Source organism: Kitasatospora sp. NPDC051170 (assembly GCF_044455705.1).
In the GTDB taxonomy this organism is placed as follows: domain Bacteria; phylum Actinomycetota; class Actinomycetes; order Streptomycetales; family Streptomycetaceae; genus Kitasatospora.
This window is the reverse complement of sequence record NZ_JBITFA010000012.1, coordinates 127540-147774: the sequence shown is the minus strand read 5'-3', so window position 1 is coordinate 147774 and position 20235 is coordinate 127540. Positions and strand designations below refer to the sequence as shown.

Annotated in this window: 19 protein-coding genes; 3 read left to right on the top strand and 16 right to left on the bottom strand. The window is 71.8% G+C overall.

Going from position 1 to position 20235, the window contains the following annotated elements:
• Nucleotides 1-5: 5 nt before the first annotated feature.
• Together ACIBCA_RS24685 and ACIBCA_RS24680 are read right to left on the bottom strand one after the other, a co-directional pair.
• The gene (locus ACIBCA_RS24685) at nt 6-347 is read right to left on the bottom strand and encodes a hypothetical protein (RefSeq protein WP_359834956.1); all 342 of its coding nucleotides are present in this window, start codon (nt 345-347) and stop codon (nt 6-8) included.
• 138 nt (nt 348-485) lie between these two features.
• The gene (locus ACIBCA_RS24680) at nt 486-1265 is read right to left on the bottom strand and encodes a GntR family transcriptional regulator (RefSeq protein ID WP_396285150.1); all 780 of its coding nucleotides are present in this window, start codon (nt 1263-1265) and stop codon (nt 486-488) included.
• 17 nt (nt 1266-1282) lie between these two features.
• On the opposite strand from ACIBCA_RS24680, the gene ACIBCA_RS24675 reads away from it, so the two are divergent.
• The 3 genes from ACIBCA_RS24675 (at nt 1283) to ACIBCA_RS24665 (ending at nt 3238) form a co-directional block, all read left to right on the top strand.
• Nucleotides 1283-1762: an NUDIX hydrolase gene (locus ACIBCA_RS24675; RefSeq protein WP_396285283.1), complete on the top strand. Its 480-nt coding sequence runs from the start codon at nt 1283-1285 to the stop codon at nt 1760-1762.
• Nucleotides 1763-2344: 582 nt separating this feature from the next.
• The gene (locus ACIBCA_RS24670) at nt 2345-2878 is read left to right on the top strand and encodes a hypothetical protein (RefSeq protein WP_396285149.1); all 534 of its coding nucleotides are present in this window, start codon (nt 2345-2347) and stop codon (nt 2876-2878) included.
• Between the two features lie 18 nt (nt 2879-2896).
• Entirely contained in the window at nt 2897-3238 is a 342-nt protein-coding gene (locus tag ACIBCA_RS24665) for a CBS domain-containing protein (RefSeq protein ID WP_396285147.1), read from the top strand.
• A gap of 516 nt (nt 3239-3754) precedes the next feature.
• Here the strand turns inward: ACIBCA_RS24665 and ACIBCA_RS24660 are convergent.
• From ACIBCA_RS24660 to ACIBCA_RS24595, 14 genes are all read right to left on the bottom strand, one after another.
• Nucleotides 3755-4804 carry an HNH endonuclease gene (locus ACIBCA_RS24660; RefSeq protein WP_396285146.1) on the bottom strand — a complete coding sequence of 350 codons (1050 nt, stop codon included), beginning with the start codon at nt 4802-4804 and terminating at the stop codon, nt 3755-3757.
• 21 nt (nt 4805-4825) lie between these two features.
• Nucleotides 4826-5278 (bottom strand): nucleoside deaminase, encoded by a 453-nt coding sequence (locus ACIBCA_RS24655; protein WP_396285145.1) that lies wholly within the window; start codon nt 5276-5278, stop codon nt 4826-4828.
• Nucleotides 5279-5282: 4 nt separating this feature from the next.
• Nucleotides 5283-6308, bottom strand: coding sequence for a methyltransferase (locus ACIBCA_RS24650; protein WP_396285144.1), 1026 nt, complete (start codon nt 6306-6308; stop codon nt 5283-5285).
• The gene (locus ACIBCA_RS24645; RefSeq protein ID WP_396285143.1) at nt 6305-8179 is read right to left on the bottom strand and encodes an ABC transporter ATP-binding protein; all 1875 of its coding nucleotides are present in this window, start codon (nt 8177-8179) and stop codon (nt 6305-6307) included. The genes ACIBCA_RS24650 and ACIBCA_RS24645 overlap by 4 nt, the downstream gene beginning before the upstream one ends.
• Nucleotides 8169-8597 carry a lasso peptide biosynthesis B2 protein gene (locus ACIBCA_RS24640; protein WP_396285142.1) on the bottom strand — a complete coding sequence of 143 codons (429 nt, stop codon included), beginning with the start codon at nt 8595-8597 and terminating at the stop codon, nt 8169-8171. The genes ACIBCA_RS24645 and ACIBCA_RS24640 overlap by 11 nt, the downstream gene beginning before the upstream one ends.
• A gap of 100 nt (nt 8598-8697) precedes the next feature.
• On the bottom strand, nt 8698-8955 hold the full coding sequence (locus tag ACIBCA_RS24635) for a lasso peptide biosynthesis PqqD family chaperone (RefSeq protein ID WP_396285141.1): 258 nt from the start codon (nt 8953-8955) through the stop codon (nt 8698-8700).
• The gene (locus ACIBCA_RS24630) at nt 8928-10865 is read right to left on the bottom strand and encodes an asparagine synthase-related protein (RefSeq protein WP_396285140.1); all 1938 of its coding nucleotides are present in this window, start codon (nt 10863-10865) and stop codon (nt 8928-8930) included. Before ACIBCA_RS24630 ends, ACIBCA_RS24635 begins: the two co-directional genes overlap by 28 nt.
• Before the next feature lie 13 nt (nt 10866-10878).
• The gene (locus tag ACIBCA_RS24625) at nt 10879-11331 is read right to left on the bottom strand and encodes a LuxR C-terminal-related transcriptional regulator (RefSeq protein WP_396285139.1); all 453 of its coding nucleotides are present in this window, start codon (nt 11329-11331) and stop codon (nt 10879-10881) included.
• 355 nt (nt 11332-11686) lie between these two features.
• Nucleotides 11687-11917 carry a hypothetical protein gene (locus ACIBCA_RS24620; protein WP_396285138.1) on the bottom strand — a complete coding sequence of 77 codons (231 nt, stop codon included), beginning with the start codon at nt 11915-11917 and terminating at the stop codon, nt 11687-11689.
• Nucleotides 11918-11939: 22 nt separating this feature from the next.
• Entirely contained in the window at nt 11940-13787 is a 1848-nt protein-coding gene (locus ACIBCA_RS24615) for an ABC transporter ATP-binding protein (RefSeq protein ID WP_396285137.1), read from the bottom strand.
• Nucleotides 13784-17011: a lantibiotic dehydratase gene (locus ACIBCA_RS24610; RefSeq protein WP_396285136.1), complete on the bottom strand. Its 3228-nt coding sequence runs from the start codon at nt 17009-17011 to the stop codon at nt 13784-13786. The genes ACIBCA_RS24615 and ACIBCA_RS24610 overlap by 4 nt, the downstream gene beginning before the upstream one ends.
• A 22-nt stretch (nt 17012-17033) precedes the next feature.
• Nucleotides 17034-18401, bottom strand: coding sequence for a lanthionine synthetase C family protein (locus ACIBCA_RS24605; protein ID WP_396285135.1), 1368 nt, complete (start codon nt 18399-18401; stop codon nt 17034-17036).
• An 88-nt stretch (nt 18402-18489) separates the two neighbouring features.
• Complete coding sequence (locus ACIBCA_RS24600) at nt 18490-18675, bottom strand: hypothetical protein (protein ID WP_396285134.1); 186 nt, start codon at nt 18673-18675, stop codon at nt 18490-18492.
• Nucleotides 18676-18852: 177 nt separating this feature from the next.
• Complete coding sequence (locus tag ACIBCA_RS24595; protein ID WP_396285133.1) at nt 18853-20214, bottom strand: S28 family serine protease; 1362 nt, start codon at nt 20212-20214, stop codon at nt 18853-18855.
• Nucleotides 20215-20235 lie beyond the last annotated feature (21 nt).

Genomic DNA, 20235 nt, shown 5'->3' with positions numbered 1-20235 from the left:
GGCGATCAGCCCTGAACCGGAACGAGCGAGGTGACCGCCGCCGCACGGAACGAGATCCCGTGCCGCTTCTGGCCGTTGAACTCGTTCTCCCAGTCCCGCGCCTTCAACCCGGTCAGCGCGACCGGCATACCGACGCTCAGCCCCTCCGAGATCCCCGTCTCCGGCACGGACACGGTGTAGAGGTTCGCCTCGCCCTCGTCCGCGATCGTCAGCCCGACGGTCATCATCCGGGCACCCGTCTCCTTGTCGACCGCGATCTCCCCGGTCTGCCGGTTCACCACCTTGGGCGCCGGCGGGACCGCGACGAAAACGAACGCGGTGGAGGTGTCGACCTTGAACACAGCCATGGCTGCTTCTCCTCTAGATGAGGTTACCTCCTGCACTCATGTACAGGAGTGATGAATAGAAGAGTGCCGGACTCCTGTACATGAGTCAACCCGCCGCGAGAAAGAATCTTGCGACGGGTTGCGGAAGTTGAGCTAGCGTCAGTCGCGCGCGGCGAACCTGTAGTCCAGAACGAACTGGTCAGCGGCCATGACGGTGTCGCAGACCTCCACCACGCGGCCGGCCGTCGTGATGGCGTCGCGGACGAGATGGATCACCGGCGAGCCGGGGCTCAGTGCCAGGGCGGCCGTCTCGGGCTTGGTAGCCAGCCGGGCCCGCACCGTCTCGACGAACTCGGCGAGTACGTGCCCGTGCTCCTCTAGGCGGGCGTAGATGCCGCCACCACCGGGGTTCTCGGCGAACACCTCGGGGATGTTCTTGACCGCGTCCCACGGAAGGTACGAAGTCGCTTCCTCGGTCGGGACCCCGTCACGGAAGTAGCGACGTTTGCGGGCGAGCACCTGGGCGCCGGCGGGCACGTCCAGGCGCTCGGCGATCTCCGGGGGAGCCTCAGTGGGACCGACGAACAGCACGGTCACGGACGGGACGCCGCCGGACACCTCGGCCTCGGCGAGGTAGGCCGCCTTGCCGGCGTTCCGGTGGGCCCGGCGGAAGCGGTCCGAGGACTTGCGCTGCACTGGCGGCCGGGAGCGGACGAAAGAGCCGCGGCCGTGGTGCGTCTCGATCAGCTGGGAAGTGCGAAGCTCCGCGATGGCCTTGCGGACCGTTCCGGAGGCGACGCCGTACCGCTGCATCAGCTCGGCTTCACTGGGCACGGCCGCGCCGGGAGCGAGCGTCCCCGATCTGATCTGGGCGGCGAGGTCATCCGCGATCTGCAGGTACTTCGCCTTGGCCGAAGAGGCCACGTCGTCACTCGCCATAGTCCTTTGGGGCTCCTATTCTCCTGTACATGAGTACCAGCCCCGCATTGCAAGTTACAACGCCTCTCCACTCGGTGTCGGTGGCCGGTGCTGTCGTACGCGAGGACGGACGGGTCCTGGCCATCCGGCGAGCCGACAACGGTACCTGGGAGCCCCCGGGCGGAGTGCTAGAGCTGACAGAGGCCGTCGAGGACGGCGTGCGCCGCGAGATCTTCGAGGAGACCGGCATCAAGGTGAGCGTCGAACGGCTCACCGGCGTCTACAAGAACGTCACCCGCGGAGTCGTCGCCCTGGTCTTCCGCTGTCACCCCGAAGGCGGCGCCGAGCAGCTGTCCGACGAGTCCACCGCGGTCGACTGGCTCACCCCGGCCGAGGTGGCCGACCGTATGGGCGAGGTCTACGCCGTGCGCATGCTGGATGCGCTCCGGGACGACGCAGCCCCGAGCATCCGGACCCACGACGGCAGGCACCTCCTGGACGAGCAGGCGGCGAGCTGATCGGCGAGTAGCCCAGGGCGTCACTTATGTGACGGTCTCCCAACCAGCGGGTTCAGTGGATCAGTCGGGGTGGTGGAGGGGGTTGTTACGACTTTCGCTACTTCATCAAGGGCGCGCACGGCGCGCCAGCGCGCGGCCCTGCCGCTCGCCGCCGCTCCTGTCTTGCGCCCCGCGACGGCGGCGGCCGACCGCGCCCGGCGGCCGACGGCGATGGGGCGGGTTGAGGCCACTACCGGCCGTGGCTGGTGACGGGCGGCTCCACGGTTTTACCCACCTGCCAGGCCCGGGACCCGCGTCGAGCAAGACCGGGGGGCCACTCGGCCAAATTGCGGTCAGGCCCAAAGAGCCCTGACCGAGTCGCAACAGCTTACGGCCCCCCGATCATGCTCGACCCCAGACCAGACAGGACACCGGCCAAAACCGCTCCGCCGCCCGGGCGCGTTGGCGCGCGCGGAACTGGCTGGGGCGTTCAGTCGACTGGAGTAGTTCAAGCAAACTCTGGTGGTGGATTGAAACCAGTGAAGGTAGCTTAGATTGGTGTGCATGCTGACCAGCCGGCGTAGATAGTGTTCGGATGGAGATATGAGTCAGGCCAAGGACTTCACGATCAGTACATTCGGCCTCCTAATTGCATATCTCCTGCCTGGGTTTCTTGTTCTGTATGGGGTGAGCTTTTGGAGCCCTCAGGTGGAGGGGCTGTTTAACACTTTCCGGGCCGCCAAGTCGGATGTCGGGTTGTCGCTCTTGATGCTGATGGCATCCTTGACGGCAGGGTTGATCCTTTCTCCTATGCGGCATCTCCTCTACGAGGTGTGGTGTAGGTTCGGCGCCGCCAAGCTCGAATCTGCTGATTTTCAAAAGTTAGGCGAAGCGGGAAAGCTTGACAGCTTTCGAACCGTGGTGGATGAGCACTATAGGCATCATCAGTTCTATGGTCATTGCTCCCTTGCAATCCTTCCGGTGGCGGCAGGGCTGGTGCGGACGCAAGGGTCTCACTCGACTAATGGCGCATGGCTAGTCAGCCTTTCTTCTGTGGCTGTAGAGGCCGCGCTAATCTATGCCGCACGGAATACCTACAAGAAATACGTGGACAGGGCCAAGATTGTACTGGCCTAACTGGGAGGTTGTTGTCTGATGGTGAATGGACTTGAGGTTGTGCGGGAAGAGCCGGTGGTAATTGACCTGGCCAAGTCTGCCCGGGCTATGGCCAGGATCATGGATGAGCGAAAAGTGAAATTTGCAGTCATTCGGGAACGTGGGCACCTTCTTGGGGTTATCGATCGCAGCGAGTTGGATGAGTTCGTCGCGGGTCGCAAGGGGAGATCTATTCGCGGGCTTGTGCGATACGGCGGAACCTTGTCCGCGGCGTCGAGTAATGAGGATGCAATTAGGATGATTAAGGCTCGGCCGAAAGTGCGAGCTATCCCTGTGCTGCAGGGTTCTCAAGTTGTGGGCATTGTGAGGCGTGTTCGCTAGGATTTATGGTTTCGGTGCCTGGTAATTCGCGGAATCGGCTGCACCTGCGGCGCTGAGGGGGGTGAGTCTTAAGTTCGAGGCGTGCCATGGTCGTGCCAGATCGGGCGGTACGTGGCGGTCAGTCGCGGGTGCCGGCGGTGCGGTGGGTGGGGAACTGGCAGGCCAGGAGAGGTGCAGGTCAGGGCAGGTGGTCAACGCCAGGCCTTACAAAGCAGATGTCGGCGGTTCGAAACCGTCCGCGCCCACCAGCGCAAAAGGCCCGCAGCGATCATGCTGCGGGCCTTTTGACTTCAACAACTGACGGCAACGGCTGTGTCGGCCCGCCTTGCGGCGCCTCTTGAGGAGGCGGTCCATGTGCCCGAGGGCCTCGCGCCGGGTCTCCTCCGAGGAGCGCGTATCGGCGTTCAGCTTCACGGTGATCTGCGAGCGCCGCCGGATCTTTGTCACCACTCAAGCGGCGACGTCGGCCGCGAAGAGGGCGGTGACTGCTGGCCTGCGAGCCAGTAGGTGACTTGGCTACGACACTCCTATCGCAGCGTGGGGCCGCTGGTCTGGCAGTTGCGGTACGGCGCTGTCGGCCTGCTGCTGCACCAGCACTCGGAGCTCGGCGGGCGTGGGCCAGGGAGCGCCGCGGTGAATCATGCGGTGGCAGTTCGAGCAGATGAGCGCGAGGTCGGCGAGCTTGGTCGTGCTTTCTCCGGCTTCGTGGAGCGGTACCACGTGGTGGCACTCGATGTAGCCCTCGCCACGCTCACCGTAGACCTGGCCGAAGTCGAAGCCGCAGGCTTCGCAGGCCAGCGTGCCGCCTTTCTTGAGGACCGAAGCGATCTTCTTCCTGCGGAGTCCCTTGTTGCGCTCGCGCGTGCGGTGGCGTCGGTAGAGCACGCGGCCTTCCGGAGCGCTCGGCTCTTCGTCGTCCTCTTCCTCGTCCTCGGGAAGCACCGGCTCAAGGGTGCCGTCCCGAAGTCCGTCGCGCAGTAGCTGAGCGGCCTGCGCCATCTCCGCTGGACGATCGAGGAAGTCTTGCAGCACCTCGCGGTCCAGCTGACCGCCGTTCGTCGGAGTGCCCTGGTAGTCGGGGTGGAAGCTGGCGATGTTGAGGGTCTTGTACGCGGCACCGTTGCGGTTGCGGTACTCGGCCGCCCGTTGCTCGGGTGGGTAGGCGGCAAGGAGCTGCAGGAGGTCGGATAGCTCTGCGATGCGAGGATCCGAGGCCGAGAGTTCGTGCCAGTCGTTCCGTGCGACCACGTCGCAGGCCAGGATCAGCTCATCGTGGGTCCACCTGGGGCTGCGAGACGCGCCGATCCGGAAGCCCTCGCGCTTGAGCCAGTCCACGGCATGACCCAGGCCATCGTGCAACTCGTCGAAGGCGAGCGGCCTGCCGTGCTGGTGCTTGTGGGCAACGCCCGCAACGGCCTTGGAGTCGTACTCCTTGCCGTCGTGCAGAACCAGGTACTTGCGGTCTTTCCTGTAGCCGTACAGGTCGAGGAAGGCTTGGCTCCCCAACTCGTCGTACTCCTGCAGGGTTTTGAGGATGTCGTCTCGCGAGATGGCTCCCTTTTCCATGGCCAGAGCTTACGGGCCGGGTCAGGCGCCGATGTCCTCGTGCCAGAGGGTGGGGTGGGCGGCGATGAAGGTGGTCATCAGGGAGATGCAGTCCTGGTCGTCGAGGAGGACGATCTCGACGCCGTGGGCGGCGAGCCAGTCGTGGCCGCCGTGGAAGGTGCGGGCTTCGCCGATGACGACGCGGGAGATGCCGAACTGGCGGACCAGGCCGCTGCAGTACCAGCAGGGGGAGAGGGTGGTGACCATGGTGGTGCCGCGGTAGGAGGGTTGGCGGCCGGCTGCGCGGAAGGCGGCGGTTTCGGCGTGGGTGGAGGGGTCGTCGTCCTGGACGCGGCGGTTGTGGCCTCGGCCGAGGAGGGTTTGGCCGTCGGGGCCGTAGAGGGCGGCTCCGATGGGGATTCCGCCTTCGGCGAGGCCGGTGCGGGCCTCCTCGAGGGCGGTGTGGAGGAGGTGCCGATCCGATTCCCGGGACATGGGCTCATTCTGCCCGGGGAGCGGGGCGGGCGGGGGTGAGGGTGAGGATGCGCAGGCCGGAGGGGAGGGGGGTGGTGGCGGTGTGGGTGAGGGTGGCGGTGGTGGCGAGGGAGCGGTAGGCGGGGAGGGTGCGTTCGCGGCCGCCGAGGTAGAGGAACATGCCGAGGTCCATGGCGGTCATGGCGTGGGGGTCGCCCTCGTCGAGGAGGCGTTCGACGACGAGGACGGTGCTGTGGGGGGCGGCGGCCTCGGCGCAGCGGCGGAGGATGCGCAGGGTGTCGGTGTCGTTCCAGTTGTGGAGGACGTTGACCAGGGTGTAGACGTCGGCGCCCGGTGGGAGGGGGTCGAGGAAGCTGCCGGCGACGGTGGTGAAGCGGTCGCCGTGGCCGGCGGCGGTGAGGCGGTCGTGGGCCGCGCGGGCGGCGTCGGGGAGCTCGACGAGGGTGGTCCGCAGGTGGGGGTGGGCGCGCATCAGGGCGTCCAGGAGGACGCCAGTGCCGCCGCCGAGGTCGACGACGTGGCCGGCCTGCGGCCAGGGGTGGGCTTGGACGAGTTCGGCGGCGAAGCCCTCGGCGTGGCGGCTGCGGAGGGCGTCGAAGGTGAGGCCGGAGGGGTGGGCGGCGAGGTCCTCGTAGAAGGGTTTGCCGTGCAGGTCCTGGTAGGGCGGGCGGCCGGTGCGCAGGGCGTCGAGGAGGCCCCGGGCCGCGGCGTCGAGGCGGGCGCCGATGCCGGACTGGTCGAGCCAGGAGCGCAGGCGGGAGGGGTGGCCGTCGAGGAGGGCGGCGGAGAGGCCCGTCAGCCCGTACGCGCCGGGGTGGGGCTCGGTGAAGACCTCGCGGCAGACCAGGAAGCGCAGGAGGCGTTCGAGGAGGTCGGGGTCGGTGCCGGTGCGTTCGGCGAGGGCGGGGAGGCGGTCGTGGCCGGCGGCGATGTGGTCGGCGAGGCGGAGGGTGGCGGCGGCGCGCAGGGCGACGGGGGCGAGTCCGCTGACGGCTTCGGCGAACTGGTGGGTGGCGAGGTCGTCGGTCACGGGTGGGCTCCGGGAGGGCGGGAGGGGCCGGTGTGAGGGCGGGAGGGGCGGGTGTGAGGGTGGGAGGGGCCGGCGTCGAGCTGCTCGGCTTGGTCGGCTTGGTCGGCCTGGTTGATCTGGTCGCCGAGCAGCAGGCGGTAGCGCGGGCTGGTGCGGACGAGCTCCTCGTGGTCGCCGCTGGCCGCGATCCGGCCCTCGTCCAGGACGAGGATGCGGTCGGCGTCGCGGACGGTGGAGAGCCGGTGGGCGACGACGAGGACGGCGGTCTGCTCGGGCAGGTGGCGCAGCCCGGCCATGACGGCGGTCTCGTTCTCGCTGTCCAGGCTGGCGGTGGGCTCGTCGAGCAGCAGCAGGGCGGGGCGGCTGAGGAGGGCGCGGGCGATGGCCAGGCGCTGGCGTTCGCCGCCGGAGAGCAGGGCGCCGTGCTCGCCGACGGGGGTGTCCAGGCCCTGGGGCAGCCGTTCGACCAGCCGGTGGAGGTTCACCTGCCGCAGCGCCCGGTCGAGGGCCTCGGGGGACGCCTCACCGCTGAGCAGGAGGTTGTCGCGCAGGGTGCCGTGCAGAACGGCCGGTTCCTGTTCCACCAGGGCGATCAGGTCACGGGACTGACGGAGCGTCAGGTCGTCGGCGGGGTGGCCGAGGTAGTGGAGGGAGCCGTGCCCGGGCTCGTGGAGCCGGCAGATCAGGGAGAGGACGGTGGACTTGCCCGCGCCGGAGGAGCCGACCAGGGCGGTCCGGGTGCCGGGGGCGAGCTCGAAGCCGACTCCGCGTAGCGCCGGCCGCTCGCCGTAGGAGAAGGAGACGTCGCGGAAGGCGAGGACGGGGGCGCCGGGGAACGCCTGCCGCACCCCGGCGGCGGGGCCGGGGGTCTGCATGGGTTCGGCGTCCCAGCCGAGGCACTCGTCGATGCGGCGCAGCGCGCCCATCGCCCGCTTCAGGGTGGTCAGGCCCTCCAGCAGGTTGCCGAGCGGCATCACCAGGTAGGTGGCGTACAGCAACAGGGCGACCAGGTCGCCGAGTTGGAGGCTGCCGGAGGCCACCCGGCTGCCGCCGAGGACGAGGACCAGCAGGAAGGAGCCGCCGGCGGCGAGCTGGGTGACGGGGACGGTCGCGGCGCCGAAGCGGGCGCTGCGCAGTCCGGCCCGGCGGGCCTCGCGGGCGGAGGCGACGATGTTCTCGGTCTCGGACTCCTCGGCGCCGCCGACCCGGATGGTGCGTACGGCCGTCAGGCCGCGTTCCAGGTCGGCGGCGAAGGTGCCGACGGCCGTCTGGGCCTGTTCGCCGGCCACCCTGATCCGGTCGAGGACGGCCATCACCCCGAGGCCCGCGGCGGCGAAGACGCCGAGCACGGTGAGGAAGAGCACCGGGTCGATCCGCAGCATCAGGACGGTGGCCCCGATCACGGTGAGCACGCCGACGGCGATCTCGACCAGGCTGCGGTTGACGGCGTCCCGCAGGGCGGCGGTGTCGTTGCTGGCCCGGGAGATCAGGTCGCCGACGCGGTGGCGTTCGAGGACGGCGATGCGCAGCCGCAGCAGGTGCCCGACCAGCTGGCGGCGCAGGCGCAGGACGACGTTCTCCCCGGCGCGTTCCAGCAGGTAGCGGCCGGCGGTGTCCACGGCCGCCTGGGCGACGAAGAGGGCGATCAGCACGGCCACCGGGCCGGTGAGCGCGCTGCCGGTGCGGACGCGGTCGATGACCGTGCCGGCGAGGAGTGGCTGTGCCAGCCCGAAGGCGGAGGCGAGGACGACGAGCAGGCCCGCGGTGCCGATCCAGCGCAGGTCGGGGCGGATCAGGGCGAGGAGGCGGGGGAGGCCGGGGCCGGTGCTCTGGTCCTGGTCCTGGTTCTGGGCCTGGGGGTCAGTGGTCACGGCCGGCCCCGACGCGGATCAGCGCCCGGTAGTCCCCGCTGCCACCCGGTTCGGCGACGATCCGCCCCTCGGCCTCCAGCCAGGCGTGGGCCGCGAACGGCGGGGTGGCGCGCACACCGACGCACCACTGCGGCCAGCCGCCGCGCAGGCGGCAGAGCAGGGCGACGGCGATCGAGCGCGGCAGGCAGCCCTGCCAGCCGGCGCAGCGGGCGCTGGCGCCGACGACCTCGCGGTAGTGCCGCTCGGCCATCCGGTAGGGGGCGGGGCGGGCGCCGGTGGCGGCCCGGCCCAGCAGGGTGCGCAGGCGGCGGGGCGAGAGCCTGGCCAGCAGCAGCCCGGCGAGGACGGCGGCCCGGACGGTCAGCGCCCGCCCGGGGCCGCCCGGCCGGGTGCGCGGCACGGTCATGCCGACGCTCATGCGACCGCCTCCGTTGCGACCGCCTTTGCTGCGCCCGCCTTTGCCGCGCCCACCTTTGCTGCGCCCATCTCCGTTGCGCCCATCTCCGTGTCGGGCCCGCTCATGCGACCACCAGGCCCGCCCGGCGCAGCTGGTCGAGCAGGGAGTGCAGGTCGGCCCGGGCGAGTTCCTCGGTGACCTCGTACTCGGTGGTGATCGCCGCGACGATGTCCTCGGTGCCGCGACCGGCGAGCAGGTGCTCGGCCGCGACCTGCCCGGTGGGGTTCAACTGGTAGTAGCGCCCGGCCCGTTCGTCGAGGAGGACGGCGCCGTAGTCGGTGGCCACGAGGGTCACGTCGTCGCGGAGTCGAGAGGGCATGAGGGTGCTCCCGTGGGGTCGGGCCGGTTCGGCGGGCGGTGGGTCGGGTGTTCGGCGGCGCGCAGCCACAGTTCGCAGGCCACCGTGGTGAGCAGCGCGCCGTCGTCGAGCTGGGGGGAGTCGGGCCGACCGCACAGCGTGGTGAGGAGTTCGGCGTCCACCAGGCCCCGGGCGGCGAGTCGCGAGTCCGTCCACAGGGCGATGAGGCCGTCGGCGTGCTCGCGGGCGCCGAGGGCGAGGTCGAGGTCCCCGACGCCCTTGGTGGTGCGGGTGAGCAGGCGTGGGGGCAGGACGTCGGCCATGGCCCGGCGCAGCAGCGGCTTGTAGGCGGTGGGGCGGACCTTGTCCTCGATCCGGACGCGGAGCGCGGCCTCGATCACCCGGTCGTCGAGGAAGGGGGCGGAGATCGGCAGTCCGGCGCGGCCGGTGAGGTCGGTGAGGGCCCGGACGAGCCGGGCGCCGTCGCGCAGGCCGTCGAGTTCGAGGTGCCGTCCGGGGGTGGGGGCGAGCGGACGGGCGGTGGCGGCGGCGCGGCCGAGTTCGCCGCGGACGAGTTCGGCGGCGTACGGGGTGACCCACGGGGGGAGGGCGGCGGTCACGCCCCAGGTGAGGATCGGGGTGCGCCAGTCGGCGGCCGGGCCGCGGCTGACGGCGGAGCGCAGCAGCCAGCGGCGGTAGGGGTCGCGGCGGGCCAGCTGCCGGGCGGTGTCCTGCCAGGACCAGCCGAACATGCCGCGGTAGGCGGTGATCCGGCGGGCGGCGGCCCAGGGGCGGGTGGCGAGCAGGTCGACGGCGAGGGTGGGCAGCCCGACGAAGAGGTGGTCGCCGCCGTGGCCGGTGAGGTGGGCCTCGGAGCCGGCCCGGCGGGCGGGTTCGGTGACGGCGAGGACCCGGGCGCGCTGGGCGACGGCGATGGAGGGCTCGTCCGTCCGGCCGGTCGGGGCGGCGAGGTCGGCGTAGGCGAGCGGGAGCCGTTCGGCGGGCAGGACGTGGTGGTCGAGGGCCGGGTTGGCCTCGGCGGCGAGGGCGGCCCAGACGCGGTCGTCGTCGAGCGGGTCCCGGCTGTCGGCGGTGACGGCCAGGACGGGCGAGCCGCCCTGCCGGGTGCGTTCCGCCTGGGCGAGGTAGCTGACGGCCGTCGAGTCGAAGCCGCCGGAGAGTTCGCTGCTGACGGAGGGGCGGCCGGCGAGGTGGAGGCGGACGGAGGCGTCCAGGGCCTCGCGGACGGGGCGGGCGCCCCGGGCGGCGGGCAGGGTGGGCGCGGGCGGCTCCCACCAGCGCCGGACGGTGACGCCCTGCCGCCGGTCGATGCGCAGGTAACTGCCGGGCGGGGTGGGCTCGATGCCGTGCCAGGAGGTGCGCTCGCTGAGCGGGTGCGGCACGGGTTCGAGCAGTCGCAGGGCGAGGGCGGCCTCGTCGACGGGGGCGCCGGTCAGGTCGGCGAGGGTCTCGGCCCGGTCGCCCGCGACCAGGGTGCCGCGGTGGCGGGTGTGGAAGACCTTGCGCACACCGGAGGCGGTGCCCTGGATCCGGGTCACGCCGTCGACGACGGCCACGAGGTGGAAGACGCCGGGGAGTTGGCGCAGGAAGCGGTCGAGGCCGTCGAGGCCGTCGAGGCCGTCGAGGCCGTCGAGGCGGTCGTGGCCGCCGGTGCCCCGGCTGCGCCGCAGGGCCGAGCGCAGTGCCTCGGGGTCGGCCGGGCCGGGGCCGATGAGGACGATCGCGTCGTCCCCTTCGCGGGCCTCGGTGAGGCGGCCGTACGGGAGTTCGGCGAGGACCCAGGGGCGCCCGGACGGGTGGGCGACGAGACGGGTGGGCCGGAAGGGAAGGCACCCGGCGACCGCGGATGCCGCATCGTGGTCCGGCAGAATCACGAAGCGGTCGATGCTGCCGCCGAGTGCCTTGGTCACGCTATGCGCCCTCTCACGGGATGAGGCGGCCGACCAGCTGGTCGGCCTTGATGCGGCCGAAACCGGCGGTGGTGGCGGCGAATGCGCCGCGGGCCGTGAGCTTCGGGGCCTGGTAAGGCTTCTTCTTCATCGAATTCACCTCCTCTGGCTGCTCGGATCGTTCGTGCTGAGAACCATCCTGCGGGGCGGCTTTCCGTTCGCCCACTGTCGTCGGCGACAGTCTTTGGAGGTAAGCGGCGGAGGCGAGGCAGACTTTCAGGCGGCTGTTCAGCCCGAGTTTCGTCTGGATATTCACCATGTGCGCGCGGACGGTTCGCTCCGTGACGAAGAGCTCGCCGGCGATGTCCAGGTTGGTGGGCCCCTCGGCCAGCAGCGCGAAGACTTCCCGTTCGCGTGAGGTGAGTCTTCCGACCCGGCGTAGGGCGGACATCCAACGGGGCGCGCCGGACTGATCGCGAATGCTCATCGTTCCCCCTTGATTCGACGGACTGCGCCGAATTCCGATCATGTCAGGGGCATCTGGAGGATTTCGTTCCGGTGAACGGTTTCCGTCAGATGCCGGACTGACCGATGCTCGGGTAAGGGGTGGATCCGGTGACGGACCCGCACCGTACGGCCATGGGCGGAGCGGTTTGCCCGCCGACCGGCGGGGGTGGTGCTACGGGGTCGCGAAGTGCGCTCCCGCCGATCGGCGGGGAAGGCGGGGGTCGCATTCCGCCGATCGGCGGGGATGATCCAACTTGGCCGAATTCGGATCAGGAATCCTCGCGGTCCGATCCGTTCGAGCGTGATCAGTCCGAGCCCGATCCGTTCGAGTCCGGTCAGTCCGAGTCCGGTCCGTTCGAGCCGGATCCGTCCGAGCCCGACGCGTCCGAGCGTGATCTCGCCACCCAGAGGGCGCCCTGACCGATCATCAGGATTCCGGCCAGCTGCGGCGCGTGCCGCACGAAGGGATTGTCGCCGAGCGGGAGCCAGCCGAGCGTCGCGCAGAAAACCAGCACGATTCCGAGGGCGGCGAGCAGCACGCCCCGCAGGAACAGGGAACGGGTCATATGGCGATCCTACCGTCGCTGATCAGTCGTCAATCTTGGTGGACGAAACGGGCTCCTCGTCCAGGTAGCCGGCCGCCTGGAGCGTGAACAGCCGCGCGTACGTCCCGTCGAGCCGCATCAGCTCCCGGTGGCTTCCGCGCTCGATCAGCGCGCCCTTCTCCAGCACCAGGATCTCGTCGGCCATCCGGACCGTGGAGAAGCGGTGGGCGATCAGCACGGCCGTCGCCCCGGCGGCGATCTCCCGGAGCTTGCCGAACACCTCCGCCTCCGCCTCCGCGTCGATCGCGGCGGTCGGCTCGTCCAGCACCACCAGCGGCGCCCTGCGCATGAACGCCCGGGCCAGGGCCACCTTCTGCCACTGCCCGCCCGACAGCTGCTGCCCGCCCTCGAACGTCCGCCCCAGCACCGAGTCGTAGCCCTGTGGCAGACGGTCCAGGAACGCGTCCGCGCCGCTCTCGCGGCCGGCCCGGCGCACCCGGGCCGCGTCGTCCAGGTCGGCCACCGACCCGAAGCCGATGTTCTCCGCCGCCGTCATCTCGTACTGCACGAAGTCCTGGAAGATGACGCCGATATGGGCCCGCAGGTCGTCCAGGTCGTACTCCCGGATCGGCACCCCGTCGATCAGGATCTCCCCGGAGGTCGGCTCGTACAGCCGGCCCAGCAGCTTGACCAGCGTGGTCTTCCCGGCGCCGTTGTGCCCGACGATCGCCGTGCAGCGGCCGGCCGGGATCGTGCAGGAGAGCCCGGAGAACACCGGCCGGTCGGTGCCCGGGTAGGCGAAGGACACCTCCCGGAACTCGATCCCCTGCCGGAGCTCGGCCGGGAACTTCCGCGTGCCGCCGGTGATCCGGGACTCCGGCAGGTCCAGGTACTCGAAGACGTTCCCGACGAACAGGATGTTGCGGTAGAGCTCGCCGACGCCGAACAGCACGCTGTGCGCGGAGGCCTGCACCATGTTGATCGCCTGGGTGTACGCGGCCAGCCGGCCGACCGCCGCGGCCGTCGCCGTGGTCGCCAGCGCGTACACCAGCGCGCCGGAGGAGACCAGCACGCTCAGCAGGCCCAGCGGGAAGGCCGCGAACGCCTGCTTCCTGGCCAGCACCCGGTCCGTCCCGTAGAACTCCTCGCTCAGCGCCCGGTACCGGCCGACGAACAGCCCGCCCAGGTTGAACAGCCGGACCTCCTTGAACGTCCGGTCGGTGGTGGTGAGGTACTGGAGGTACTGCATCAGCCGCCGCTTCGAGGCCCGCTCGCGCTCCACCGTGTAGCCGCGCCGCCCGTAGATCAGCGAGGCCGCGATCGACGGCGCGGGCGAGACCAGGATCAGCAAGCCCACCCAGACGTTCCAGGAGAGCAGCACGCCTGCCACGGAGGCCAGTTGGACGGCGCTCTGGCCGACCTCGATGATCCCCTGGAAGATCTGGTACGGGCGGCTGGTCCCGTCGCGGTTGGCCCGCTGGAGGATGTCGTACGTCTCGGCGTTCTCGAACTGCTCCAGGTCCAGCCTGGTCGCCTTGCCCATCAGCCGCTCGTTGACGCGGTAGACGAACTGGAGCTGCAGCAGCATCTTGGCGTACTGCTCCCAGGTGCTGAACAGGTGCATCAGGACGGCGAGTGCGGCCAGCAGGCAGCCGGTGACCACCGCCGACCGGGTCGAACCGCCGCCCTGGATCGCGTCGACGACGCCCTGTACGGCCTCCTGGGTCAGCTTGATCTGCAGGGACGGGAGCAGGCCCGTGACCAGGGTGAGGCCGAGGACCACGCAGACCGTCCTCGGGCTGAGCCGCCAGAACAGCGCGACCACCCGGGCGCCGGTGCGCAGCCGCGGCCAGCGGCCCGCGGGTGCGGCGGCCACCTCCGTGTCGCTCATCGGGCACCCGCCGGGGCCGGTACGCCTGCGGGCCTGGTCCGGATCGCGTCCAGGGCGAGGCGCCACAGGCCGTAGCAGTGCTCCTCCCGCTCCCGGTCCACGCCGAGCAGCCGGTTGCTCTGCATGTGCGCCAGGCTGACGAGCAGGGCCTGTTCGAGCGCCTCGCCCCGCTCGCCCGGGTGGTGGCGGCGCACCGCCTCGCGCAGGCCCTCGACCGCCGTGCGCTGCGCGGCGAACAGCGGTGCCAGCAACGCGCGGTGCTCGGAGGCGAGTCGGTGCGGATGGGCGGGCCAGGGTTCCAGCAGGTCGGTGAGGTAGCGCCGGTCGGCGCGGAAGCCCTCGCGGACGGCCCGGGTGAGCTCGGGCAGCAGCGGCGCCCGCTCCGGGGGCGTGCCGTACCAGTCCCGGTACAGCGCGTGGTGCGCGGCGACGAGCAGGTGCTCGGCCGTGGGCGGGCCGTCTCCACGGCCCTCGGCGGCGCCGGCACCGGCGCGCAGCAGGGCGGTCACCAGGTGGCTGTTGGCGGAGAACAGCCGCTCCGCGTCCGTGATCACCTCGATCCCGCCGTAGCGCTCGATCTCCCGTTCGTAGGTGTCGAGTTGGACGTGCGTGGCCACTCCCGCGCCGACCAGCCGGTGGCCCCAGCGCACCGCCTCCAGCAGGACGGCCTCCCGGGCCTCCTCGTGGCGGGCGTGCAGACGCACCCGCAGATGGGGGTCGGGGTCGGCGTAGCGGATGAAGAACCACCGGTCGGCCAGGCCGGACTCGCCCAGCCCCTCGGCGAGTTCGGCCAGCGGGCCGGTGATCAGCTCATCCTGCGCCGCCGCGTCGCCGTACACCTTCAGGTACGTCCACTCCCCACCGGGCGGGAACCGCCGCCGGGGGCTGCGCAGGCCCACCCGCTCCGGGGTCTGTACCAGCCGCCGGTACGCCGCCTCCGGGGTGCGCGGCAGGCCCGGAGCGGTGCCGGCCTCGGCCCGGAGCACCACCGGGACCACCAACTCGCTGACGTAGGACCGGCCTTCGACGTCCCGCAGCCACAGATCCTCGGCGGCGGGCAGCATCTCGTGCAGCTCCAGGAAGGCGGGCGAGCCGTCCCGCAGCGCCGACAGGGCCTCGCGGTGCAGCTGCCGCCGGCCGAGGGCGCTGTCCAGGTCGAGCAGCAGGCGGTTGTCGAGCTGGACGACGTAGACGTACCGGTCGATGCCCCAGCGTTCGCGCAGTTCCGCCAGGGCGGCGTCGAAGCGGGCGCCGTCGTGGTCCTCCGGCCCGGACACCAGCTCGCCGGGCCGCAGGTTCCACTGCGCGGCGCGGAGCACCACCCTGCCCCGGCGGACCCGGGGCAGGAACGGCAGGGTGTCCAGGTCGTGCCACTGGAAGCCGACGGGCAGCGCCACGCCGTCCTGGGACGCCTCCAGCACGAACCGGGCGGCGTTCGGCGCGGTCGTGCCGACCAGCATGTGGCTCTGCTCCGCGACCACCTCCCGGCCCAGGCGCAGCGAACGCAGGTAGAACCGCTGCGCGGTGGCGCCGACGACGAGGTCCGACAGCGGGATCCGCCGCTCCTTCGGCACGGTCGGTACGGCGTTGACGAGGATCTCGTACGCGCGGGTGGCGGGGTGGGTGGCCACATTGGCCCCGACCGCGAAGGTGGGCTGGTAGTTCACCTCGGCGTGGATCGCGTCGCCGGAGCGCTCCTGCGCGGTGCCCACGTACCGGCGCAGCTCCTCGACCGCCTCCGGGCCGAGCAGCTCGCCGAAGCGGCCCATCGAGCGGCCGCCGAAGGTGACGCCGTCGGCCGCCACCACCAGCTGCCACTCGCCCGCGTCGATCGCGGCGGGGGAGGCCGCCTGAACCTGGCAGAAGAGGTCGACGGCGGGCAGCGGGCGCGCCTGCGAGGCGGACGGGTCCCAGACCGTCATCCGCCGTACGTCCTCGTCGGAGAGGTCCAGCGTGCGGCCGCCCCCGCGCAGGTGGTCGGCCAGCAGCCGGGCCAGGTGCCGCTGCTGGGCGTCCGGCCGGCCCGGGTACGGCGGGACGCGGGGGCTGCGCGGCGCGGCGGGCTGGGTGTACGTGGCCGGGGCGCCCAACCCCGTGGCGGCGTCGAGCAGTTCGAGGACCGGCACCTCGGTGTCGGTGCCGTACCGCTCGACGAAGCGCTCGTGGTACTCCGCGAGGTGCGCCTGCCGGACGGGGTGGCAGCCCAGCCGCATCAGCGTCTCGACGGCCGCGGCGGCGGCGTCGCCGATCGCCCGGTGCACCGAGGGGTCGTGCACGCCGAGCCGGGTGTCCACGTGGAAGGGCACGGCCGCGGGCTCCTCGTGGATCTCCCGCTGCCGCCGCGCAGCCTCCCGCAGCAGCTCGGAGCGCGTGCCGGGCCGGGCCCGGTCGCTGCGGTCGAGCAGGTCGCGCAGCTCGGCCCAGGGGGCCGCGACCTGCGGCCCGGTCCGCTCGGCGAGCAGCCGGTGCAGATGGGTCTCGGGGCGGAAGTCGGTGCGCAGCGGCCGCAGGTCGGTCAGCAGGTACCGGGACTCGTGCAGCATCAGCAGGAAGCTGCGCGCGGACTCGCGGTACCGCTCCCCGGTCTCGGCGACCAGCGCGTCGACGAGCTCGCCGAACGGGACGGGCTCCGCGCAGAGCAGGCCGATCCGGCGCAGCATCGGGGTGGCGGCGATGGTGATCGCCCGGTTGTCGCTCCTGCCGTAGACGTCGGCGTAGGGGAGCACGAAGCGGTCGTCCAGGTCGGTGACCAGCGGGTTCCAGAAGAGCCGCGAGCCGGTCAGCACCTCCTGGTCGGACTCCAGGGCGCCGATGCGGTCCAGCAGCCACCGCATGTCGGAGCGGGTCTGCGTGGCGGCCCCGGCCGGGTCCAGGACGGCGCCGGTCGTCTCGGACAGCCGGACGAGGGCGACGCCCGCGAACGCGCCGAACGGGGTGGGGCGGCTGCTCATCCGGCCGAGGTAGCGGGCCAGGCCGGACAGCAGCCGCTCGGTGCGGCGCCCGCCGTCGGCCTTCGCGCCGGCCCTTCCGTCGCCGGCCTCGTACCGCTCCAGGGCCCGGACCAGGTCCGGGCTGGCGATCCGCAGGGCTTCGCGCACCTCGGGCCGGGCGGCGATCTCCAGCAGCCGCTCGGGCCCGGCGTCGAGCTCGGCGAAGGTCTCCGTGCTCTGCATCGGCGCCCGCAGCAGGGCGAACCCGGCCGGCTCGTACAGGCCTCGTGCCACCGTCGTCGTCCTTCCTCGTTCCTCAGCCATGGAGCATCAGGCCGTTCCACCAGAGCTGACGGCCGCCGCCGGCGGCGGTCAGCAGGGCCAGGCCCACCCCGGCGGCGCCGGTCAGGAAGCTCGGGTCGTCGACGAAGTTGCCCGTCGACTCCTCGTCCCGGACGACCAGGGGGTGCTCCGGGTCGCACTGGGTGAGCAGCCGTTCGGTGAGCCGGTGGACGTCGTCCCGGCCGTCGTCGTCCCGGCCGCCGTCGCCTGGGCCGCCGTCGTTCTGCTCCGTCTGCTCGGCGAAGAAGGCGGCCGTGCAGAGCAGGCCCGCCGTGCCGTGGCAGAGCGTCGGCGAGGAGAGGGCCCCGGGCGCGTCCAGGGCCCGGGCGACGGCGGCCCGGTGGGCGTCGGCGGCCGCCGACCGCAGCGTGCCGTCGCCCAGGGCGGTGCCGGCCTGGAACAGGGCGACGGCGACCCCGGGGGTGCCGTAGCACCAGGCGGTGCGGGTGGGTACGGCCGCCGCCGGGTCCGCCGCGCCGCCTTCGGTGAGCGGTATCCCGGCGGGCCAGTCGGGCCCGAAGCCGTCCGACGTCGACCAGTCGAGCAGCCGCTGCGCCAGCCGGCCCAGTGCGGCGCGGATCCCGGGGGTCTCGCACCCGGCCCGGTGGGCGGCGGCGAGCGCGGACAGGATGCCGGGGATGCCGTGGGAGAGCCCGGTGTTGTAGTAGCCGAAGGGGTACTGCTCGCGGTACTCCTCCAGCGGGAACAGCTCGGGCGGGACGCGGCAGGCGAGGTCCGCCTCCGGGCCGCCGACCGCCTCCAGGAGGTAGCGCACCAGCAGGTCGACGGCCTCCGGGTGTTCGGCGAGCGCCTCGGGGGCGGAGACCAGGGCGCCGAGCACGCCGGCCGCGCCGGAGATCACGTCGTAGTCGGTGGCGGCGTAACCGCGTTCGCGCGGAGGCCAGTTGTGGCCGCGGACCTGCTCGGCCACCTGCTGCCACAGCCGCCGGGCGCTGGGCGCGTAGCGCTCGTCGTACCGCCGGAACTCCTCGACGGCCAGGGCCAGGCCCGAACTGCCCAGCAGCAGCGAGGTGGTGGTGAGCGGATGGGTGTGGGTGCTGGCGACCGCCCCGCCGAGAACGCCCTGCGCCCGGGCGAGCCAGTCGTCCTGCGCGCCCAGCGGGTGCCTGGCCAGGGCGAGTTGGAGCAGGGCCACGCCGGTGTACCCCTTGCCGAGCGACGCTCCGCCCCACTCGAAGGGGTTGCGGGCCTCGGCGGCGGCCCGCTCCACCGATGCGGCGACCAGGGCCTCCTGGGAGAGGCGTTCGCCGACCAGGACGGCCCGCTCGTGCGCCACCGCGGACAGGTCGGGGGGAGTTGTGAGGCTGCGGAGGTTCGACATGGCCACCCGTTCTCTGGTGCGTGTTCCGGACGTCAAACGCGGGTGCCGGCCGCCCCCGGGGACGGCCGGCACCAACTTCATCGGTGGATCAGCAGCCGATGGGGCACTGCGTCACACAGCTGAGCACGGTGCAGGTGGCCTTCACCGAGGGGCAACGGCTGGTGCAGCCGAGGCAGGTGGCGGTCGGCCACGGCTCGGCCGCGCTCTCGCCCTGGGCGGTGACCTTGACGTCGAGCACGAACGGGTCGGCGACGGCGGTGGTGGTTGCAGACATGATGCTGTTCCTTTCGAAGGAAAAAGGGACGAGTAATGCTGCTGCCGGACACCCACAGCTAAGTCGACGAACGCACTCGAATCAATGGAACAGTGCCCTCGCAAAGGCAGTTGAGATGTGCGCCATATTCCGCTTTTGACAATCGACCGGCGCCTGACCGCGTGTTAACGCGGTATTTCACGGGCTCGGGGCCCGGCCGCCCCAGCGGGCCAGCATCCCCTTGGCCCGGGCCGCGTCCCCCGCCGTCAGCGCGGCCAGCGAGGCGGTGCCGTGGGTCGCGCCGGGAGCGGTGAACACGGCCGAGTCCCGGGTGCGGGGGCCCACCGCGAACCGCTCGGCGCCCCACGGGTCCTGCTGCCCGTAGACGAACACCAGCCGCTCGCCGTCGTGGTCGATCCAGCCCTGGACGTCGCGCATCGCGCCGGCGTCGAAGGGCCGGTCCCGCAGCTCGGGCGGCAGGAAGGCGCGGACCCGGTTCACGTCCGGGTAGCGGCGCAGGTCGGCGAGCCAGGCGAAGGAGGGCGCCGGGCTGCCGAGTTGGGTGGCCGCCTGGTAGTAGTACGCGGCGTGCGCCGAGATCCGCTGGTCGGTGTACCCCTCGAGCCCGTCGAGGCTGAAGTTCAGCCAGCCCCACAGGGTGTCGACGGTGGCCTCCGGCACGGGCACCAGGCCGCACCGGGCGTCGCCCCACAGCATCCAGTACGAGAACACGGACTCCATGGCCAGGTACTCCACCGCCCGGTCGGTGGTGGTGAACGTGCGGCTGAAGGTGAACGACCCGGCCTTCGCCCAGGCGTCCAGGCGGGCGCCCAACTCGCCTCGGTGCTGGAGCAGTTGGCGGCTCACCCGCTCCACGCCCGCCCGGCACACCGGCTCGCCGACGGTGGCCAGGAACCGGTCGTAGGCGCCGTTGTCGGAGGGGTCGAGGTCGTGCGGCGCCACGTAGGCGACCGTGCCGGCCAGGTCCTGCGGATGGAAGCGCCGGTGGTAGACGGAGGCCATGCCGCCCTTGCTCCAGCCCGTGCCGATCCACGGGCCCCGGTACAGGCGCTTCAGGGCGGAGACCACGGCGTGGTAGTCGTCCGCCGACTGCCGGACGGTGAGCGTGCCCCAGTCGGGCGGGGACGGGGTCGAGGAGGCGAAGAACCGGTGCTCGATCTTCAGTTCGTTGCCGTCGAGCAGCGTGGCGGGCTCGCTGCGCGCCGGCGTCTCGTCGAGCTCGTACCCGGTGGAGTAGAGCACCGTCGGCGCCGCGAGCGAGCGGTGCACCAGGTTGAGCCGCTGCTGGAACGTCCCCTTCGCGTGGTCGGTGTGGTCGACCCACTGCCGGAACTCCATCAGGTACTGCCGGCCTCCGCCGTCCACCGCCCGCTGCTCCCGGACGGTCAGGCCGGGCACCCGGGCGAGCCGGGAGGCGATGTCCGCCGCCGGGCCGGTGCCGGCGGCGAGGGAGGGTGTCGCGGTGAGGAGCTGGAGTACGGCCAGGAGGGCGGCGAATATCGCGGACAGCAGGTGGGTATTCGTTCTCGTTCGTGCCACGGTGTTCCCCCCGAGGGAATC